Origin of the sequence: Gluconobacter sphaericus (genome assembly GCF_016757795.1) — a bacterium.
GTDB lineage: Bacteria > Pseudomonadota > Alphaproteobacteria > Acetobacterales > Acetobacteraceae > Gluconobacter > Gluconobacter sphaericus.
In genome coordinates, this window is record NZ_CP068419.1 from 855,313 (window position 1) to 873,927 (window position 18,615).

Genomic DNA, 18,615 nt, shown 5'->3' on the forward strand with positions numbered 1-18,615 from the left:
CGCCTATGTTCCCATGCATGCCACACATAGCTGACGCGCATGAAGCGTAGGCCCTCACGGCCTGGCCTCTCGTCATGCCTCATACAGCTTGACCCACACCTTTTACGACGACTTCCCAGGACGCGCAGATGACGACAAGCCCGGCTCCCGATCACACCCCGACCCATGCAGGGGCCATCAGTGAGGAAGGCTACCACAAAGACCTCGGACGCCGTCATGTGCAGATGATCGCCATTGGTGGCGCTATCGGAACAGGACTGTTTCTGGGCGCGGGCTCACGGCTTCAGGTGGCTGGGCCGTCCCTTGCTATCATCTATGCAATTTGCGGCGTCTTTTCGTTCCTGATCCTGCGTGCACTGGGCGAACTGGTCATGTACCGCCCGACCAGCGGCAGCTTCGTGACCTATGCGCGGGAATTTCTTGGCGAACGTGCTGCCTATATGGCTGGCTGGCTGTCCTTCCTGAACTGGGCCATGACCGGCATCGTCGATATCACGGCTGTAGCCCTGTACATGCATTACTGGGCGGTCTTCCTGCCGGTCCCGCAATGGGTTTTCGCCCTTGTGGCGCTGGCGATCGTCGGCACAATGAACATGATCGGCGTGCGCTATTTCGGCGAGATGGAATTCTGGTTTTCCCTGATCAAGGTCGTGGCACTTGCACTCTTTCTTATTGCCGGAGCCATCATTCTCGGGACACGCATGCCGGTGGCGGGCCATACGACCGGCTTTCACCTGATTACCGAAAACGGCGGAATCTTCCCGCATGGTCTCTTCTCGGCCCTCATGCTGCTTCAGGGCGTGGTGTTCGCCTATTCAGGCATTGAACTGCTGGGCACAGCCGCAGGCGAGTGCGAGGACGCGCGTGAAATTCTTCCGCGCGCCATCAACAGCGTCATCTGGCGCATTGCCCTGTTCTATGTAGGCTCCGTGATTCTGCTGGTCTGCCTGCTACCCTGGACGGAATATCATGCTGGCACGAGCCCATTCGTAACGTTCTTTCAGGCGCTTGGCATTCCGGGCATCGGCACCATCATGAACATTGTAGTGCTAACCGCCGCGCTTTCCAGCCTCAATTCCGGACTGTATTCCACGGGTCGCGTCCTGCGCGCCCTCGCCCTTGGTGGCTCCGGCCCTAAAGCTCTGAGTAAGCTGAACCGCAGTTCCGTGCCCTATGTCGGCATCCTCACCACGCTGGGTGTTTATCTGGTGGGCGTGATGCTGAACTACCTCATCCCGTCGCGCGTGTTCGAAATCGTCCTGAACTTCTCGGCGCTGGGCATCATCAGCACCTGGGGCTTCATCCTGCTGTGCCAGCTCCGCCTGCGGGCTGCAATCAACCGCGGTGACATCACGTCGACAGGCTTCAATATGCCCGGCGCCCCCTATACGACTTGGGCCACTCTGGGCTTTCTGGGTTTCGTCTTGATCATGATGGCTTTCGACTACCCGGACGGCACGATCACGATCGGTGCCATCCCCCTGATCGGCGCCATCCTGATTGGCGGCTGGTGCCTGCTGGATCGCGGTCGCCGCCACGGTTGATTTTCTTTTCCGACACAAAAAGGGCCCTCTTAGGAGCGCCCTTTTTGTGTCCACATGATACAAAGCCTCAGTGCGTCCTCCGACCCGGCTCGAACTCCAGATAGGCATAGCTCAGGTCCTGAATCTGGACGGTCATGGCGTCCTCGCTGCCGTCGGAAAGGTTGATTACGTAAAGATTCTACTGGCTGCGCAGGCAGTCCACGCCCTCATAGACCCAGTTGCGCTTTTCTTTCACCGCCAGCACGTCAAGATCCTACGCGACCGTCCATTCCGGAGGCTCGGTCGCGTAGAAATCCGATATTATCCGGAGCAGGATGTCGCGCAAATGCCGATCATCGCACTAGAAATTGTAGATCATCCCGTCAATCTATATCGGCCGCATGAAGCTGCGTGAACATGCAGCTCGCCAGCAGAGCAGCCAGTCCGACATGGCGGAAACTACGAAGAGCTCTCACTGTCACAACACCTTTTGATGATTTCAGAAGGAAGATTTCATTCCATTGCAGAAACAGAAAGTGCCGCCCCCGCAGGCGGCAACCAGACCAGACAGGTCGTTCCTTTTCCCGGCGCACTCGCAATCCGCAGTCGCCCGCCATGCCGGTCCAGGATGTGCCGTACGATGGACAGACCGAGCCCCGTTCCCTGCCCGGCCCCGTCCGTCGGCGCGCCCACACGGTAGAAACGCTCGGTCAGGCGCGGCAGATGATACGCTTCCATCCCGCAGCCATTGTCCTCGATCCCAAGAATGACGCCACCATCCGCAGGCCAGCGATCATCCGGACTAGCCGCACGCCGTGCGAACAGGGTGATGGTCAACGGATCGCCCTCCTGTGCACCATAACGCAGGGCATTTTCGATCAGGTTAAGCAGAACCTGCACCATCTCATCTTCGTCAGCGCGGACCAACAGATCGTCCTGGATCTCCAGCTTCAGGGTGCGCCCTTCCTGCTCGAAACGCGGCGCAACTTCCCCGAGCACCACCGCCATGAGATCAGCCACATCCACCACGTCCCGGGGACGCTGATGCTCATGCGCCTGCACGCGTGACAGGTATAATAGACGGTCGATCAGCCGTTTCAGTCGCTCGGACTGCTGCCGCATGATGTCGAGGAACTGATGCCGCATGACCGGGTTTTCCCCGGCAGCCCCCTGCAACGCGTCGATGAACCCGCTCAGCGAAGCAAGCGGCGTGCGCAGTTCGTGACTGGCATGAGCCACGAAATCCATGCGCATTCTGTCCGCAGCTTGCGCCTCGCTCCGGTCGGTCAGCACCACCAGAACACGCCTGTCCTGCCCCTTCCCGCCGGGAAGTCGGCGCAGCATCAGGTGAAGCGTGCGCGGAACCGGCACATCGAGCGTAAAGGTCGTGGAGCAGACCGGCGGCAGATCCCCCCGGTTACTGTTACCTGATGGACTAGCCGGAACCGGAGCACGCAACGCCGCAGAAAGGGCGGCGCGCGCTGCAGGATGACGCAGAATGGCACCAACCGTTTCCCCGAACTGGGAGGCGGCTTCCTCATTGACCTGCACGACCGCTCCCAGCCCATCCAGCACCAGCACACAGGCGGGAAGAGGATCGACTGGCAAATCAGCCGGAGAAACCGGTCTTAGATAATCATCAGGCGGAGACGTCGGAACCCGGGGCTGTCGCAACAGGAGCCAAACCGCCAGAACCCATCCTGCCAAGGCAACGCATACGAGGACCATGCCCACCTGCAGTGGCAGCATATCCGCTGCAGGCGGCAATCCTCCCGGCGGCACCAGTCAGCCGCCATCCGTCGTCGGGCCGTCATCCAAGGCATAACCGGCCGCCCGCACGGTCCGCACCAGATCGACCTCGTCCGGCCCATTGATGGCCTTGCGCAGACGCCGGATATGGACGTCGATCGTCCGGATCTCGACATGGATGTTCTGACCCCAGATCCGACGCAGCAGATCTTCACGGGAAAACACCTTGCGCGGATTGCGAATCAGCAAATCCAGCAGACGGTATTCTGTCGGTCCGAGCGCAAGCATCCGCCCAGCCCGCTCCACGCGGTGCGTTTCCGGGTCCAGCGTGACGTCCGCAAAGGACAGGCGGTCATAAGAGGACTGATGCCGACGCAGAAGCGCCCGCAGACGCGCATCAAGCGTATCAATACTGCACGGCTTCATCAGATAGTCGTCCGCGCCCGTATCCAGCCCACGGATCGCATCCTGCTCAGCCGAACGCGCCGTCAGAAGCAGAACCGGAACGTCGCGCAATGCGGGATTGGCGCGGATCCGGCGACACACATCCAGCCCGGACAAGCCCGGGAGCATCCAGTCCAGCACCACAGCATCCGGACGGGCCGTCTCAAGCGCCAGAAGGGCCGCTTCTCCGTCCTCTGCCGTCTCAACACGATATCCGCGCTGCTCGAGATTATAGCGAGTCATCAGGAGAAGGGCCGGATCGTCCTCGACCAGCAGAACGAGGCCCTTGGCACGTGCCGGTGAAGGGACCTTCACCGGACGTCAGGCTCCTGCATCGTCTCTGTCGCCGTCAGGGCCGACGCCGGAGCCCCGCGCGGACGCAGGGACGGCAGGTTATCACCCGTCACGGCATAGAAGACGCGCTCAGCGACGTTGGTCGCATGATCGCCGATTCGCTCGAGGTTCTTGGCGATGAACAGCAGTTCCGTGCAAGCCCGTATATTGCGGGCATCTTCCATCATGTACGTCACGAGTTCGCGGAACAGCGCCGTATAATACTCGTCCACGGCGCGGTCCGAATGCCAGACTTCCATGGCGCGGTTGGAATCCTGCTGCGTAATAGCATCGATCGACCGACGCAGATTTTCCTGCACCAGACGGCCCATGCTGCGCAGGCCCGAAAGCGAAATTTGGTTTTCCGGCATCCGGATCCGCAGGGAACGCCGAGCGATGGACGAGGCGTAATCACCAATACGTTCCAGATCACCGGTGATCTTCAGGGCGGCCACAATCTCGCGCAGATCGCCTGCCATGGGGCTGCGCAGGGCCAGAAGGCGAATCGCAAGGCCTTCGACCTCGCGTTCAAGCTGATCGACTTCCGGGTCCTGACGGGCGGCCGCATCCGCAGCTTCCTCGTTACGATCCGCAATAGCGGAAAGCGCGAGAGCCACCTGATTTTCCACGATGCCGCCCATCTGCGCCATCATAGACCGGAGTTGACCCAGCTCCTGTTCGTAGCTTTTGACGATGTGAGATCTGTCAGCCATGACGCGTTATCCAAACCTGCCGGTGATGTAGTCCTGGGTCTGCTGCTGCTTCGGATTGGTAAACATCCGATCAGCACTGTCCACTTCGATCAGCCGCCCCATATAAAAGAAAGCCACCTGATCAGCGCAGCGTGCAGCCTGCTGCATGTTGTGGGTCACAATCGCGATCGTGAACTCTTCCTTGAGTTCGTCGAGAAGTTCCTCAATGCGCGCCGTGGAAATCGGATCCAGCGCCGAGGTCGGCTCATCGAGGAGCAGCACTTCCGGGCGCGTTGCAATCGAACGGGCGATACACAGACGCTGCTGCTGACCACCCGAAAGACCGGAAGCAGGTGCATTCAGACGGTCCCGGACTTCGTTCCACAGTGCGACACGGGTCAGCACGTCCTGGACACGAGCGTCCATGTCAGCCTTGTTCAGCTTCTCATGCAGACGCACACCAAAGGCGATGTTGTCGTAGATCGACATCGGGAATGGCGTCGGCTTCTGGAACACCATACCCACACGGGCACGCAGGATGTTCAGATCCAGATCACGTTCCAGAACATTGCGCCCGTCGAAAATCACCTCGCCCGTCGCGCGCTGGCCGGGATACAGGTCGTACATGCGGTTAAAAATCCGCAGCAGTGTGGATTTACCACATCCGCTCGGCCCGATCATGGCCGTAACACGGCGGGCCGGGAAGTCGATCGAAATATCGTGCAGGGCGTGGTTTTCACCATAGTAGAAGTTCAGGTTGCGGACAGCCAGCGCCACTTCAGGGCTTTTCGCTACCTGCAGATCAATCTCGGTCATCATGGAATCCTGTATCATCCCCTGCCTTGTTCCCGGGGTCATCCGCGTCGCGCCGAAACGCGGACAGCAATGTTGATGGCCAGCACACCCATCGTCACCAGAAGCGCGCCGGCCCAGGCCAGTTGTACCCAGTCTTCATAGGATGCACCGGCATACTGATAGATCGTCACCGGCAGGCTCGCCATCGGCCGATTGAGGCTGAAAGACCAATTCTGGTTGCCGAGCGACGTAAACAGCAGCGGCGCCGTCTCACCGCTCACCCGGGCCAAAGCCAGCAGAATACCCGTCAGAACGCCCGTCTTGGCAGAACGCAGACACAGCGAAAGAGTCACCCGCCAGCGTGTCGCACCAAGAGCAGCCCCAGCTTCGCGCATGGACGTCGGAACAAGCCGCAGCATGTCCTCGGTCGTACGCACAATGATCGGCACCGCCAGGATCGCCAGCGCAACAGAGCCAGCAAGCGCAGAAAAATGGCCGAACGGTGCCACCAACACTTGATAGACGAACAGGCCCACCAGAATGGACGGCACTGACATCAGCACGTCGGACACAAAGCGGACACAAGACGCGAACTTGTTGGTTTCTGTCCCGTATTCGGAAAGATAGATCCCGCATCCAAGGCCAAGAGGCGTCGCCATCAGCAGCGCCATGAAGGTCTGGACCAGACTACCCACGATCGCGTTCGCCAGCCCAGAAGACGATCCGGGCGGTCCCATCGGCTTCATGATCGCGGCGGCAGACAGACCGGAAAGTCCGCGTGACAGCAGCGTCCACAGGATGGATGCCAACACCAGCACAAGGATGCCAGCCATCAACATACCAAAAGCGGTCGCCAAATGATCGGCGCGGCGCCGACGAGCAGCCCGCGGGTTGGGCTTCCAGCCGGTCGTGGAGACGAAGGTTTCGCTCATTTCGTATCTCCCCGCAACATCCGCGCAAGCGCCAGACTGGCAAAGGACAACAGCATCAGGATGAAGCCCAGCGCCAGCAACGCGGACAGACGCAGCGACCCGGCCGGGCTTTCCGGGAACTGAAGGGCGATCAGAGAGGCCACCGTACTGCGGGGCGCAAACAGCGACCAGCCAACAGCCGTCACATTTCCGATCACAAAGGTCACGGCCATGGTTTCACCCAAGGCACGCCCCATCCCGAGAACAATCGCACCGATCATGCCCGTCCGGGACCAGGGCACCACCACCTTCCACATCACGTCCCAGCGCGTGGCGCCCAGGCCATAGGCGCTTTCACGCAGCATGGCAGGCATGGCGGCAAACACGTCGCGCATCACGGCGGTCATGAAAGGTGCGATCATGACCGCCAGCACCAGACCGGCCGTCATGAGCCCCGTACCGAAGGGCGCACCATGAATAATGAATCTTAACCCCGGAACATGCCTGAAGTGGTGGGTCAGGAAAGGCTGAACCGTCCGCGCCATGAAGGGAACAATCGTGAAAAAGCCCCACATACCGAAGATGATGGAGGGCACGGCAGCCAGAAGTTGCACGGCTGTTCCGACAATTGCAGCAATCCGGGGGGGGGCCATTGCCGTCAGCCAGAATGCAGTTCCAAACGCCAGCGGCAGGGCAATCGCCACACCAATCAGCGTGCTGACGATCGTACCGAACAGCGGCGCCCAGGCCCCGTACTGATCAGCGACCGGGTTCCAGACATCATGGAAGGCAAACCCAAGACCAAACGTCCGGAAAGCCTGACTGCCCCCCACGCCCATAAGGAGCACAAGACCGCCCAGCACCACCAGAACCAGAAGCGCCGAAGCGGCGACCAGAAGATGAAATGCGGTATCGGGCCCGCTGCGGCGGCTTCCACTGTGAGAAACACCGGCCTTGTCGCGGGCCTCGTCGGGCTGCGTGGCTGTGGCAAGGGTCATGCGTGAGGAGCTCTGACTTGAAAAACGGGCATTATCCGGCAGCTACAGCCACCACACCAGTGCATTAGCCGTCCTGTCATGGAAGAACAACCAGAACAGGAACAACACGGGATGAAAGATTTATGTCATCTCCACAGGTCATGGCCGTTACAAACCGCCGTGAACGGCCAATAGAAGGCTCGGGTAGCAGCTCCGAACACCTCACCCGGCAGCAAACCATGAGATTGCCAACCCTCACCTAAAATTCGCGACGCAACCGTGGCATAGATGACACGTTTAGATGAGCGAGGCCCTGAAACAGTAAGGGGGCACAAGAAAATTTTCACGACCTGAATCCCGTCTTCGGGTCACATTCCGATATTCAGGAGTATTCTCATGGTTTCCAGAACCGACCGCCACGTGACTCAGAACAACACGGCAGACAACACCAAGAATGTTTCCATCGAGACGCTGAACGCCCGTCTTTCCGACCTGATTGATCTGGCGCTGATCACCAAGCAGGCTCACTGGAACCTCAAGGGACCGCAGTTCATCGGCGTTCATGAAATGCTCGACGGCTTCCGTTCCAGCATCGACGGCTTCTCCGATACTGTCGCCGAACGTGCTGTCCAGCTTGGCGGTACAGCATTGGGGACCGTACAGGATGTTACCAAAAACAGCGCCTGTAAGCCTTATCCGAACAACATCTACCGCGTGGCCGACCATCTGGCGGCGTTGATCGATCGTTACGCGACGGTTGCCAACAACATGCGTGAGTCCATCAAGGTGACGGACGAGGCTGGCGACGACGATACGGCCGACATCTTTACGGAAGTGTCCCGTGGTCTCGACAAGCATCTCTGGTTCCTGGAAGCACATGTACAGGAGCCGACGGGCCAGATGCGCGACGGCGACCACAAGGGAAGCCGGAGCTGATCAACTCCGGGCACCAACTAAGCCTTCCGACGCTCCACAGATCTCCTGTGGGGCGTTTTACTGTTCAGAGACAGCGCTCGAGATGCTCGCGGGCAAACGCCAGTTCCGGAGCCTCGCGCACCCAACGATCCACCACCTGCGGCTGAATATCGTCCTGCGACAGCTCATGTTGTGATACGGCTAACTCCGAGACCGACTGAGGTGCGAGCCCCTTTGAAAGTACCGGTGAGATCAAAGCGGCCAAATGTTCGAAATCATTGAACTGCAACGGGCCTGGTGCCACGCCTGGTTTCTGCTGAACAATCCAGTCCTTCGTTAACTCCCTCAGATTGCCCCATTCCGGTTCTCCCTCCAGTGAAGATGAGCTCAACATCCCTGCCTGTGTCGCCACGGCAAGAGCATGAAGATCCGGTTCCGAAAGCAAGGACGGATGGGATGACAGATCTTTTTTGCACACCCAACGGCCCAGAGCGCTTTTCAAAACCGATACTACGATGTCATTCACCATTGTAATTTCTCCCCACCTCATCCTGCCCGATTCCCTGTCCGGACGTCAGTCGATCGGAGCTCCGAAATACAGAAAAATCATGAAAAAGACGAGAAATACCCAAAGCCATAATGAAATTATTGATCAATAGAATAAAAAAAGACTTCTTGAATGTTTTATATAATGATGAAAAATGATATATGTGATTTATAAATCCATAATACCCAATCTCATCATCTTGAAATTATATCAGAATAGTTATCAAATATCCCTAATTTTTACAGGTTATTTTTCGATACACACAACAAATGACAGTCGGAATTTCCTTTAATCCAGTATCTTCTTCAGATCAGACTGCTATTCCCCCTAAAATCCTCCAATATGCCGCTACCGGAGGAATTTGAAAATCTGGCAACATATTCACCTGCGCTCGCCAATTACATTCAGGATATCCAGATCACCTGGCAGGATGGGAAAGTCGGACAGGCCTTATCTGGAACTAGCCCTACGGTACCCGCCTGGTGGCCTCAAGAGCAGGGAAAATATTACCCGCCCGAACCCGACCTCCTCCCATCTTTGCATGTACTGGAATTACGACCCACCGGCAGAAATCAGGGACAACATCCACTACCGTCAAGAACCCTGGTTTACGATCTTCAATCACGAGACAGCCATGAAATGGCTTTATGATTATTACGGAAAGGAGATTTCCAAGATCTTTCGCAAGGTCCGCCATCCTGCAGAAGGCGCCAATCTGCGGATCCGTTCACGCGAGGTCGAGAAGAAGCTCACGACCGGCAGCATCAAGGATGTGGCATCATTTCCAACAGCGCCATGATGCGCTGGTCAACACATCTGAACTTTGCGGGCTATACGGCGCGCCCTCAACAAAGCTGTCAGCCGCGCGATCTTACAATGCGCTGCAGGGCCACAGACTATTTTGCGACCATCAGGAGCGGTGCACTCTCGCAATCTGCTCGACCAGATCGTCGTAACGCTGCAGATAATCGTTCAGACAGAGTTCGGCCTCAGCGTAACGCCGGGCTTCCTGTCCTAGACGACGGGCCGTCCTGCGATCGTCCAGAAGCGCAAGCGTGGTTTCGGCGATCTTCTCGGGCTCCAGAAACGGCACCAGCCGACCCGTGACGTCATCCGTGATGAACTCCCGCACCGGTGCCGTGTTGCTTCCGATGATCGGACAGCCTGTGGCCATGGCTTCGCGCAGAGACCAGGAAGCGACGAACGGGTAGGTCAGATACAGATGGGCATCTGAACGCCGCAAGAGAGCACGAAAATCGTCATATTCGACCTTTCCTACAAAATGTACGCGATCGAGATCCAGCCTGTCTCCCAACTCGCGGAGCATGACCTCGCGCCAGCTTCTCGCATCTGGCGGTAGCGTGCCATAGCTGACCTTGTCGCCACCAACGAGAATGACATGCGCGTCTTTGCGTTCGGAAAGAATACGTGGAAGCGCACGCATGACGACGTGAAAGCCGCGATAGGGCTCGAGATCACGGGCCACATAGGTGACGAGCGGGGTTTTGGGCGTGATCCGGACGTCTTTGATAACAAAGTTGCGCCGTCTGGCCTGCGGTTCGGGGGCGCAGAGTTCCAGATTGACGCCTTCGCGCAACAGGGAAATCTTTTCCTGCGCCCAAATGGGATAGGTTCCGAGCTGGAACTGCGTGGGGCACTGGCCATATCCGTTCGCCAGGCAGAGCGCCTGCAGATTGATCGCGTTCTTGACCCGCACGGACGCGGCAAGCTCCGATGAAGGCGGAAATTCCGGGTCGAACCCCACGTCGTTCTGGTCGGCATGATAAAAGAACTCGAAATATCCGAGAATTGGGCAGGCCGGAAAAACATCGACCAGATTAAGCAGCTCACCCCAGCCGTGATGACCGATGATGATATCGGGCTCATACCCCAGCCCCTTCAGCGTCCGGGCTGCCGTGGCGACGGCTTCGGCCCTGAGCAGACCGTATTCGAATTCCCTCAGGCTGCGATGGGTTTCCATCGAAGGCAGGCGCGGCACTCGGTAAATGGCACGGCGGACACCGGGAATATGATTGCTGTTCGCTTCGGAGATGAAGACAATCTCATGTCCCTGCGCCAGAAGATGGCGGACAAAATGCAGGAACTGTCCTGGAAAATTCTGATGGACGAATAGATAACGCACGTCTTCTCCAGAGCGACAGAACGCCTCTGCGGTTTCCTGTTCGCACACGGAGAGGACAGCAGATGACAGCAGTTTTCAAAGGCGACCGGAGAAGGAAAGTTCCCTCGCCGGTCATTTGTTCGGGCATCAGCGACGGATCAAGATGCCGGAGTAGGCTTACGCTTTCTGGGGGATGCCGTTTTGACAGATGCTGCGGCGGCTTTCGGAGCACGAGGCTTCGCAGGGGCTTTGGCATGGGGCGCTTTGGGGGCGGCCTTAGGTGCTGCGGTTTCCTCGCCCTCGGGCAGGATTTCCAGCAGGAAGGCTTCCAGCGGCGCCAGGCTTTCGGCTTCCAGCGCTTCAGAACCATCCACGGGCCCAAGACGCGTTCCGTCCGTGAACGTTGCCGTCAAACGGACCCGGTGCATCTCGGCGGACTTGCCTTTCAGGCGGACACGCAGGCCAAGAATCGGGAGCGCCATACCCCGTGAACCACAGTACTGGCCACCTTCAGCCCACGGAGACAGCCAGCCCTTGCCGAGAACGGCCTGGTATTCGATGTCCGACGCTGGGACGCCCTCTTCAGGAGCGACACTGAAACCTTCGATCCAACTCTGGCTGCCGGGCACACCCATCCAGTGTCCGATGCCACTCGTAACATCGCCACGGCGCTGGATATGAGCGGAAATATCCTTCGAGATCTTTTCCGCATCGGCTGTTGCTTCAGCGGCAGCCGATGCGGCCACAGGGGCCGCAGCCGACTGGGGCACAGACTGTACGGGAGCCGAGGTCGCGGGGCCGGCAAGCTGGGCAACCTGCAGACGCGGTGCAGCATGCGTAGTACCCGGTTCCTGATAGGTCGTCACGAGAACAGCAGCCGGGCCGCGCATCACACGAACCAGCGCAGCACCGTTCGAACCGCCGATCCAGCCATCCTCCTCGAAGGTGCTGACCGTAACGATCCCGGGCGGCGTCCCCGGAGCACGCGAAATCCGGACTCCCGGCAGTCCGGCCGGACCTGCGGGCGCCTGGCCGGCAACATGGAAGATGCAGAAAATACCTGCATCCAGAACCATCATATGTGCACCGGCCTTGAGGTCGATGACCCGGTTCTGTCGTGGTGCTTCGGCGGCGTTAGACATTCCCTACTCCCAATTGCGTCCGTTCTTGCGGGCAACAATACTGGCATGTTTCATAAACTGTCACGAGTGGTCATGACAGTTACAAGCAGCAGACCGACGATGCGTTGCACCAGTTTTTACAAATACCGGCTTCTCTTTCGGCATTATAGTGGCTTGTTTCAATAAAAACGGTAAATCACCCGCCATCATACTGGCCCCCATCGCCCCAACAGAATCATGGCGAGCTGGTAGGGTGCAACACCAAGTGGCACCGCAAGACCGGTTGCACTTTTTCTGACCCGTTCGCCCTGCGCGCCCAGATCAAAGCAGACCGCTTCCACCCCACTGCGCCAGACCTGCCCGAGAGCGTAGCACCATGTTTCGGGCGCGATGGAAGGAATCAGCCCCACATCCGGCTGCTGCTGGCGGATCAGAGACTGGACCTCGTCTTCGCGATATTCCCCCGTCACCAGCACCCCCCGCGAGATCAAGGCATCGTCATCATGCGTATGACCCACCAGGGACAGCACGATGGGCAGGCGATGGGTCTGGATCTCGGTCGCCAGCGCCAACAGAAGGTCATAACCTTTCCACTGACTGATTCCCCCCACAACACATACCCTGAGCGGCTGCCCCCGGGTCACTCGACGATGGGGCATGATACCTTGGTGAAGCGCCGCATCGTCTTCTAACGGTATGGCTTCGATACTCAGACTGGGGAAATGGCGGCAGATGCGCCGGACCGTATCCTCGGAAGGTGCCATGAGCCTACGCGCCCCGGATAGTTCGCGGGTAGAGCGGGCCAGAAGGTCAGCAATTGAGAGGTCTTCGCCGAGATAGCTTCCCCATCGTGCCACACACAGCTCACATCCCGCCGGGTCCGGTTCGCCGCAGTAGCGCCCTGCCCCGTCACAGAGCGAGATTCGCGGGCAAAACCAGACATGATCATGGATGAAGACGTCATACGGAACACCGAGCGCCTCATGCAGGGTCCGGACGCACGGCGCGTGACCGATCAGATGGTGCCACTCCACTGCTCGGACACGCAGGGCAGCGAGCAGGTCCAGCAAGGACGGCAGCTCGTCCGGGAGACGATATTTCAGGCTGGGAAAGCGTTTTCCATCAAGAGCATATTCGAGCACGCAGCCATTTTCATGTGGGCGAAGGGCGAGAGCCAGAACACCGTCTGCCTCGAAAGCCTCCGATCGCTCACGCACGACCCGCCCGACGCCGCCGCCCGCATCGTGCTGGAGCATTAAAATGGCAGAGCGACCTGCTCCCTGCTGGAGCAGCCGCGCGACATCAAGTCTGCGCCGCGTTTCGTGCAAGGGATCAGCGGCAATAAAACGCGCCACAAGGGCATGATAGCCGGGGTGAAGGGCATTGAGGATGTCCAAATTCCGCGCGCCAAGCGCGTTTCTGGCTGTTCCGAATGACACAGAGCCAACATGGGCGACGTAAAGCTCCGGCGCGGCCAGATGCCGAAAGCCTCGGGCCGTCGCACGGAGGCAGAAATCATTTTCCTCGCCATAGCCTTGGGCGAACAGGTCTTCGCGGAACAGACCCGTTTCGGCCAGACACTCCGCCGAAATCGCCATGCAGAACCCGTGGGCAGTGGGCAGATCGATTTCCGTAAAGACGGCGGCATTCTTCTGGCACAGCCGGTCCATCGCGCGCATTGCCGCAAGAGACGGAACCGGATTGGGACGGTCCGTAGACGGGTAAGAGAGGATGGTTGCATCGTTGGAAAATGGCGTGACCGTGCCGACATCCGATCCTGCAAGCCTTGCCCGCAACCGCTCGACCCAGCCTGCGGGAACAAGGGTGTCGCTGTTAAGCAGCAGAATATCCCGCCCTGCTGCTGCGCGCATTCCATCATTGGCGGATATCGGAAAGCCCCGGTTCCGGTCGTGACGGATCAGGGTAATCCGTCCGTCCTCCGCCAGTTGTTCGAGCGCCCGTGCGAGAGATGGTTCCGGAGTAGCATCGTCCACGACGATCACCGGCACATCTGCCGGGCAGGTCGCAAGAACGCTCCGCAGGCAGGCCATGGTCCGGACCCGGTCGGCATAGACCGGGATCACGACCGCACAGCCTGGGCTCTGACGCGGAAGATACGGACGCATCCTGCCCGGCTGGATCTTCACAGGACATAAGCATGCCGGCAGACCCCGTGTCTGTCCCGAAACCAGTTTCCCCACCAAAGGATCAACGGGTGCCCCCGTCAAAAGACGGCCATTCTCGTTCCACAGATCGAGGGAACTCTTATCGCGTCCGGGGCACTCTTTGGCCGGGACGTGAAAAACCCGGTAGCGCGCCAGAGGGACGTCGCTGTCCACATCCTGCGCGAAGTCCTCAGCCCGGAGGGTGGATCCGTTCCAAAGTGTGATTACCGGTACATGCTCGGGTTCGGCCGGCGTCCAGATCCAGCCCCTCAGGCCATCCGCCGTCGCTTGCACAAAGGACTCGCACCGGGTCAGGGCTGCGATATCCAGCGGGCTGCCGAGAACATGCCGACGCCCGACGCAGACCGCCAAATGCCGTGCTAAGCGCCAGCCTTCCGGAAGGTCATATCGGCCGCCCGTGGCGCCTCGTGCGATTTCCCGTCCATCAAGAAACAGACGGACTGGGCGGGACGTCCCGATATAGACGCTACCCGCATTGGACACCGTCATCCATCCCGGCAGCCCCGCAGAAACTGCGATCTGTTCCGCCAAAGGATAGGTTTCCGGGGTCGCATGAAAGGCGGACAGGGCCGCCTGCATCCGGAGGGTGGCCTCTTCCATGCGCTGCAGTCGCACCAGGCAGACAACTTCCAGAAACGCGGCTTCCCTCAGCCCGAAATCCTGGCGCAGATCTTCCATGCGGACCAGACAGTCCACAAACCTGCCCGCAGAAAGGCAGGCCAACCCGACAGACCATTTCAAATTGGGGTTATGGCGCGACATCCGTTCGGCCCGCTCCAGCCAGAACAGGCCAAGCGATGTGTTGCCGGCCTGAAAGGCGGCCTGCCCCCGGGCAAAGGCTTCCTGCGCTCTACGGCTCATGGCCTCACGCCACAGGGCGCGGTCCTCGTCGCTAACGATCCGTCCAAACCCTGCGAACGTCGCGACGGAGGGCTTCGGACCGGCAGGAGAACGATCAGCAGACACGGAGATCAGTCATCGTCGTCCGGCTGCGCGTCGTCCAGAAGAGCGAGTTCAATTTCAGCGTCCCTGATATTCTGTGCCTTTGCCCGCTCCAACCAGATACGACCTTCCACCGGGTCCGTCACACCGGCCAGTCCGCGCACGAGATAACGGCCGAGCATCATCTGGGCGAGGCCGTTTCCACGCTGGGCAGCCTTGCGAAACCACAGTTGCGCCTGCGGACGATTCTCAGGGACATCATGACCGCCGCCATACATCGCGGCCAGAGAGAACATGGCGTCCACATTGCCGCTCTCGGCAGCCTTCCGATACAATGTCAGGGCTTTCTCATGATCCTGCCGACTGTTGATGCTCCCGGCCACGAGCAGTCCCGCCACAGTGACCTGTGCGTCGGCCATACCCGCATCGGCGGCCTTTTCCATCCAGTAAAGCGCCTGCGTGGGATCGGGCTGTACGCCGCGTCCTTCCAACAGCATCCTGCCGTACCAGTACTGCGCGTTGACGACACCATCCGCGGCTTTCTGCATCCAGCGGGCCGCTTCACGTCCATCCTTCGTGCCAGTCACGCCTTCGGCAAAGCACACACCCAGATTATAAGCCCCAACCAGATCCCCCTTTTCGGCGGCTTTTTCGAAACGGGTGTGGAGGGCCTGTTTTTCATCAGGGGTCGCAGATGCCCCAGCGAGAATCAGGTTCCCGAAATCCGCATCCGCGTGGGCATCCCCTGCCTCCGACGCGACCTTGAACCAGTGCGCCGCGACATCGGGGTCCTGATGAACACCATTGCCTGTCAGATAGAGCAACCCGAGGGCACGTGCGGCGCCGGCATGTTTCTGCTCGGCAGCCAGACGGTACCATTTGGCGGCTTCCATAAGATTTGGAGGCAGATCGCCGCCATTGGCGCACAGATCACCAAGCAGGGCCGCAGACTGCGTATCGCCATTCATCGCGGCGCGCTTCAGCCATGTTTCAGCCCGGCCGTAATGCCGGGGCGTGCCTGTTCCTTCCAGCAGCATCAGCCCGTAGCGCGCCTGGGCCGTTACGATGTTACGCTCCGCCGCCTGATGGAAATAACTAGCGGCTTTTCCGATATCCCGGGGGACACCCGAACCTGCCTCATACATCCTGCCCAGAATATCGAAAGCCGTGCCGAGGCCACCCTTCGTCGCTTCGGTCAGATGTCGAGCCGCGGAAGACAGATCCTCCTCTGAATGGGCCTCATGGAGAATGGAGAGCGCCACGCCAAGATGGCCCTGCGAACACCCTGCAGCCGCGGAACGACCGTACCAGGACCGGGCCTGCGTCAGGTCGCGCAGATCTTCCGGTCCATTAGTCAGAATATACCCCAGAAGGGCCTGTGCATCGGGGGAGTCGGCATCCGCAGCGATTTTGGCCCATCGCAGACCAAGGTGAAAATCCGGATGCCTCGGGCCTACCTGCGGCACATGCGAGAGATCCAGCCCCTCGCTGGCCGTGCGGATTTCAAATCCTTCGGGCAGGCCGATCGTATAAAGTGTGGCCAGCACAAAAGCCGCTTCGATATGCCCTGCCTCGGCGGCCTGATAGATCCACCGTGCCCCATCTTCGAGACTGGGCGGAACTCCAAGCCCGTCCAGATAGGCACGCCCGACCCGGAACGCGGCCTCTGCGTCTCCTGTGGCGGCGAGGCGACTGAGAAGCGCAAACCCCTGAACAGGTTGACCGGTTTCCGTGAGATGGATCGCATATTCCAACTTTCCCCGGGAGGAAAGAAGAGCGGAAAGGCGACGTTTGAACGACATGAGCGACACAGGTCCTGAATAACTGCCATACAAGAACGCCCGGTCTACGCCGGGCGTTCCTTTGAGCGCTTCGAGGGACGCTCCATGCTTTTATTATGGCTCTCTCATACCATTGGTAAGTGCTGGTGTAATTTTGTTGAACAGATACTGCAGCACGGTCCGTTTTCCGACATCGATCTCGGCTGTCACGGACATGCCCGGCATCGGATGAAAGAATGAGGGCTGGCCATGAAGGGTATAACGGTCGATTCGCAGACGGACACGATAGACCCCTAAAGCAGTGGCATCATCAGACGGTGTATTTCCATTACTGCCACCACCGCCGTTCTGCGAGGACGATGTGAAAGCATCCGCACTGATGACACGAACCGTAGCTTCTGCGCCGCCGTACTGATCGTATGGGAATGTCGCAAATTTCAACAACGCATGATCGCCGACCTGCACGAAACCCACATCCTGTGAACGCAGGACAGCTTCCATTTCAAGGCCGTAGCCCGTGGGAACGAGGGTGATGAACTGTCCGGCGGACTGAAGAACAGAGCCGACAGAGCCCTGTGCGATGGTCAGGACAATACCATCTTCCGGAGCGCGCAGCAGAACGAGATCCTGACGAAGACGCGCCTTTTCATAGGAACTGCGGTATTCCGCCAGATGATGCCCGGCTTCGGTCAGGTCCGAATAGATTGTGGCCTGCCAGTTCCCAATATATCCGTCACGCTCGGCCTTCATGGCGGCCAGCTTCTTTTCCGCGGAATTAGCGCTCTGCTGGGCAGCGATCTCCGCACGCTCGGCTTCCATCAGTTCGGTCTGCGCGCCAAGAGTCGAAAGACGGGAGCCGACCTGATCGGCCTGTTCCCGCTGTCGCATCTGCAGGACCTCGGACGCAACGCGCATCTTGCTGCCATACATGGCCGCATTGGCCCTGTAGCCCTGAATATCGCTTTCAAGGCTGGCAATCTGCTGGGTATAGTTCTCGACATGCGCTTGGTATTCGGTCTTGCGGCGCATGAAGGCAGCGCCCTGCTCGACCGAAGCAGGATCGTTCAAATTGACATGGTAGTCCTGCCCCGCAGCCTCCGCTTTCAGGCGGTCATATTCCGCCTGATAGGCATCACGCTGCAGATGCATGTTCGTGATGTCAGCCTCGGTGATGGTGGGATCAAGATGGGCGAGCACGTCGCCCTTTTTCACGAAATCGCCAACATGGACATCGATGGAACGAATGATGGAGGTTTCAAGCGGCTGCACAACGATGGTCGGCTGCGTTGAAATCAGTCGACCCGGTGTGGAGACGACACGATTGATCGGGAACAAGGCCATAACTGCAAGACAGGCCAGGAACAGACCACCGATCAGCAGAATGATGTAGCGCGCAGCCGGGGTAGCCGGAAGATTGACCAGCCCTGCTGTTGGCGAATGAAACTCAAGCAGCGCCAATGGCATGTCATTGGGCGCAAAAGGATCGGTGGCCGGACGCGGAACGTGCTGGTTGAATTCTTCGTCGGACTGGCCGGAAGACTGGTCACCATTGGGGATCATGTCGGAAGAGCTCATTA

Annotated in this window: 16 protein-coding genes; 4 read left to right on the forward strand and 12 right to left on the reverse strand. The window is 59.1% G+C overall.

Going from position 1 to position 18,615, the window contains the following annotated elements:
• Positions 1–128 precede the first annotated feature (128 nt).
• Entirely contained in the window at positions 129–1,544 is a 1,416-nt protein-coding gene (locus IGS75_RS04105) for an amino acid permease (protein ID WP_202257710.1), read from the forward strand.
• A gap of 70 nt (positions 1,545–1,614) precedes the next feature.
• Complete coding sequence (locus tag IGS75_RS04110; protein WP_202257712.1) at positions 1,615–1,938, forward strand: hypothetical protein; 324 nt, start codon at positions 1,615–1,617, stop codon at positions 1,936–1,938.
• A gap of 98 nt (positions 1,939–2,036) precedes the next feature.
• Here IGS75_RS04110 and IGS75_RS04115 read toward each other — a convergent pair whose 3' ends face one another.
• From IGS75_RS04115 to pstC, 6 genes are read right to left on the reverse strand one after another with little or no spacing between them, the layout of a single operon-like run.
• On the reverse strand, positions 2,037–3,251 hold the full coding sequence (locus IGS75_RS04115; protein WP_202257714.1) for a sensor histidine kinase: 1,215 nt from the start codon (positions 3,249–3,251) through the stop codon (positions 2,037–2,039).
• 57 nt (positions 3,252–3,308) lie between these two features.
• Complete coding sequence (locus tag IGS75_RS04120; RefSeq protein WP_202257716.1) at positions 3,309–4,031, reverse strand: response regulator; 723 nt, start codon at positions 4,029–4,031, stop codon at positions 3,309–3,311.
• Positions 4,028–4,762 carry a phosphate signaling complex protein PhoU gene (phoU, locus tag IGS75_RS04125; RefSeq protein WP_141350571.1) on the reverse strand — a complete coding sequence of 245 codons (735 nt, stop codon included), beginning with the start codon at positions 4,760–4,762 and terminating at the stop codon, positions 4,028–4,030. The genes IGS75_RS04120 and phoU overlap by 4 nt, the downstream gene beginning before the upstream one ends.
• 6 nt (positions 4,763–4,768) lie before the next feature.
• Positions 4,769–5,575: a phosphate ABC transporter ATP-binding protein PstB gene (gene pstB, locus IGS75_RS04130; RefSeq protein ID WP_174787527.1), complete on the reverse strand. Its 807-nt coding sequence runs from the start codon at positions 5,573–5,575 to the stop codon at positions 4,769–4,771.
• 20 nt (positions 5,576–5,595) lie between these two features.
• On the reverse strand, positions 5,596–6,468 hold the full coding sequence (gene pstA, locus IGS75_RS04135; protein WP_141350565.1) for a phosphate ABC transporter permease PstA: 873 nt from the start codon (positions 6,466–6,468) through the stop codon (positions 5,596–5,598).
• Positions 6,465–7,445, reverse strand: a complete 981-nt coding sequence (gene pstC, locus IGS75_RS04140; protein ID WP_141350562.1) for a phosphate ABC transporter permease subunit PstC — start codon at positions 7,443–7,445, stop codon at positions 6,465–6,467. Before pstC ends, pstA begins: the two co-directional genes overlap by 4 nt.
• A 375-nt stretch (positions 7,446–7,820) precedes the next feature.
• Here pstC and dps point away from each other — a divergent pair, with 375 nt between their 5' ends.
• Positions 7,821–8,360 (forward strand): DNA starvation/stationary phase protection protein Dps, encoded by a 540-nt coding sequence (gene dps / locus IGS75_RS04145; RefSeq protein WP_141350559.1) that lies wholly within the window; start codon positions 7,821–7,823, stop codon positions 8,358–8,360.
• A gap of 64 nt (positions 8,361–8,424) precedes the next feature.
• On the opposite strand, the gene IGS75_RS04150 is transcribed toward dps, so the two are convergent.
• Positions 8,425–8,868, reverse strand: a complete 444-nt coding sequence (locus IGS75_RS04150; protein ID WP_141350556.1) for a hypothetical protein — start codon at positions 8,866–8,868, stop codon at positions 8,425–8,427.
• Positions 8,869–9,316: 448 nt separating this feature from the next.
• On the opposite strand from IGS75_RS04150, the gene IGS75_RS04155 reads away from it, so the two are divergent.
• Complete coding sequence (locus IGS75_RS04155) at positions 9,317–9,685, forward strand: hypothetical protein (protein WP_141350553.1); 369 nt, start codon at positions 9,317–9,319, stop codon at positions 9,683–9,685.
• A gap of 111 nt (positions 9,686–9,796) precedes the next feature.
• Here IGS75_RS04155 and IGS75_RS04160 read toward each other — a convergent pair whose 3' ends face one another.
• From IGS75_RS04160 to IGS75_RS04180, 5 genes are all read right to left on the reverse strand, one after another.
• Complete coding sequence (locus IGS75_RS04160; RefSeq protein WP_141350550.1) at positions 9,797–11,029, reverse strand: glycosyltransferase family 4 protein; 1,233 nt, start codon at positions 11,027–11,029, stop codon at positions 9,797–9,799.
• A gap of 137 nt (positions 11,030–11,166) precedes the next feature.
• Positions 11,167–12,150, reverse strand: a complete 984-nt coding sequence (locus IGS75_RS04165) for a hypothetical protein (protein WP_202257718.1) — start codon at positions 12,148–12,150, stop codon at positions 11,167–11,169.
• A gap of 185 nt (positions 12,151–12,335) precedes the next feature.
• On the reverse strand, positions 12,336–15,281 hold the full coding sequence (locus IGS75_RS04170) for a glycosyltransferase (RefSeq protein ID WP_237468977.1): 2,946 nt from the start codon (positions 15,279–15,281) through the stop codon (positions 12,336–12,338).
• Between the two features lie 5 nt (positions 15,282–15,286).
• Positions 15,287–17,059 carry a tetratricopeptide repeat protein gene (locus IGS75_RS04175; protein WP_202257720.1) on the reverse strand — a complete coding sequence of 591 codons (1,773 nt, stop codon included), beginning with the start codon at positions 17,057–17,059 and terminating at the stop codon, positions 15,287–15,289.
• A gap of 93 nt (positions 17,060–17,152) precedes the next feature.
• Entirely contained in the window at positions 17,153–18,613 is a 1,461-nt protein-coding gene (locus IGS75_RS04180; protein WP_202257722.1) for an HlyD family type I secretion periplasmic adaptor subunit, read from the reverse strand.
• Positions 18,614–18,615: the final 2 nt, after the last annotated feature.

What these genes read in the sequence shown, in the direction of transcription:
- IGS75_RS04105 (WP_202257710.1), top strand. Translation starts at nt 129, where the DNA reads ATGACGACAAGCCCGGCTCCCGATCACACCCCGACCCATGCAGGGGCC.
- IGS75_RS04115 (WP_202257714.1), bottom strand. Translation starts at nt 3,251, where the DNA reads ATGGTCCTCGTATGCGTTGCCTTGGCAGGATGGGTTCTGGCGGTTTGG.
- phoU (WP_141350571.1), bottom strand. Translation starts at nt 4,762, where the DNA reads ATGGCTGACAGATCTCACATCGTCAAAAGCTACGAACAGGAGCTGGGT.
- pstB (WP_174787527.1), bottom strand. Translation starts at nt 5,575, where the DNA reads ATGATACAGGATTCCATGATGACCGAGATTGATCTGCAGGTAGCGAAA.
- pstA (WP_141350565.1), bottom strand. Translation starts at nt 6,468, where the DNA reads ATGAGCGAAACCTTCGTCTCCACGACCGGCTGGAAGCCCAACCCGCGG.
- pstC (WP_141350562.1), bottom strand. Translation starts at nt 7,445, where the DNA reads ATGACCCTTGCCACAGCCACGCAGCCCGACGAGGCCCGCGACAAGGCC.
- dps (WP_141350559.1), top strand. Translation starts at nt 7,821, where the DNA reads ATGGTTTCCAGAACCGACCGCCACGTGACTCAGAACAACACGGCAGAC.
- IGS75_RS04150 (WP_141350556.1), bottom strand. Translation starts at nt 8,868, where the DNA reads ATGGTGAATGACATCGTAGTATCGGTTTTGAAAAGCGCTCTGGGCCGT.
- IGS75_RS04155 (WP_141350553.1), top strand. Translation starts at nt 9,317, where the DNA reads ATGGGAAAGTCGGACAGGCCTTATCTGGAACTAGCCCTACGGTACCCG.
- IGS75_RS04165 (WP_202257718.1), bottom strand. Translation starts at nt 12,150, where the DNA reads ATGTCTAACGCCGCCGAAGCACCACGACAGAACCGGGTCATCGACCTC.
- IGS75_RS04175 (WP_202257720.1), bottom strand. Translation starts at nt 17,059, where the DNA reads ATGTCGTTCAAACGTCGCCTTTCCGCTCTTCTTTCCTCCCGGGGAAAG.
- IGS75_RS04180 (WP_202257722.1), bottom strand. Translation starts at nt 18,613, where the DNA reads ATGAGCTCTTCCGACATGATCCCCAATGGTGACCAGTCTTCCGGCCAG.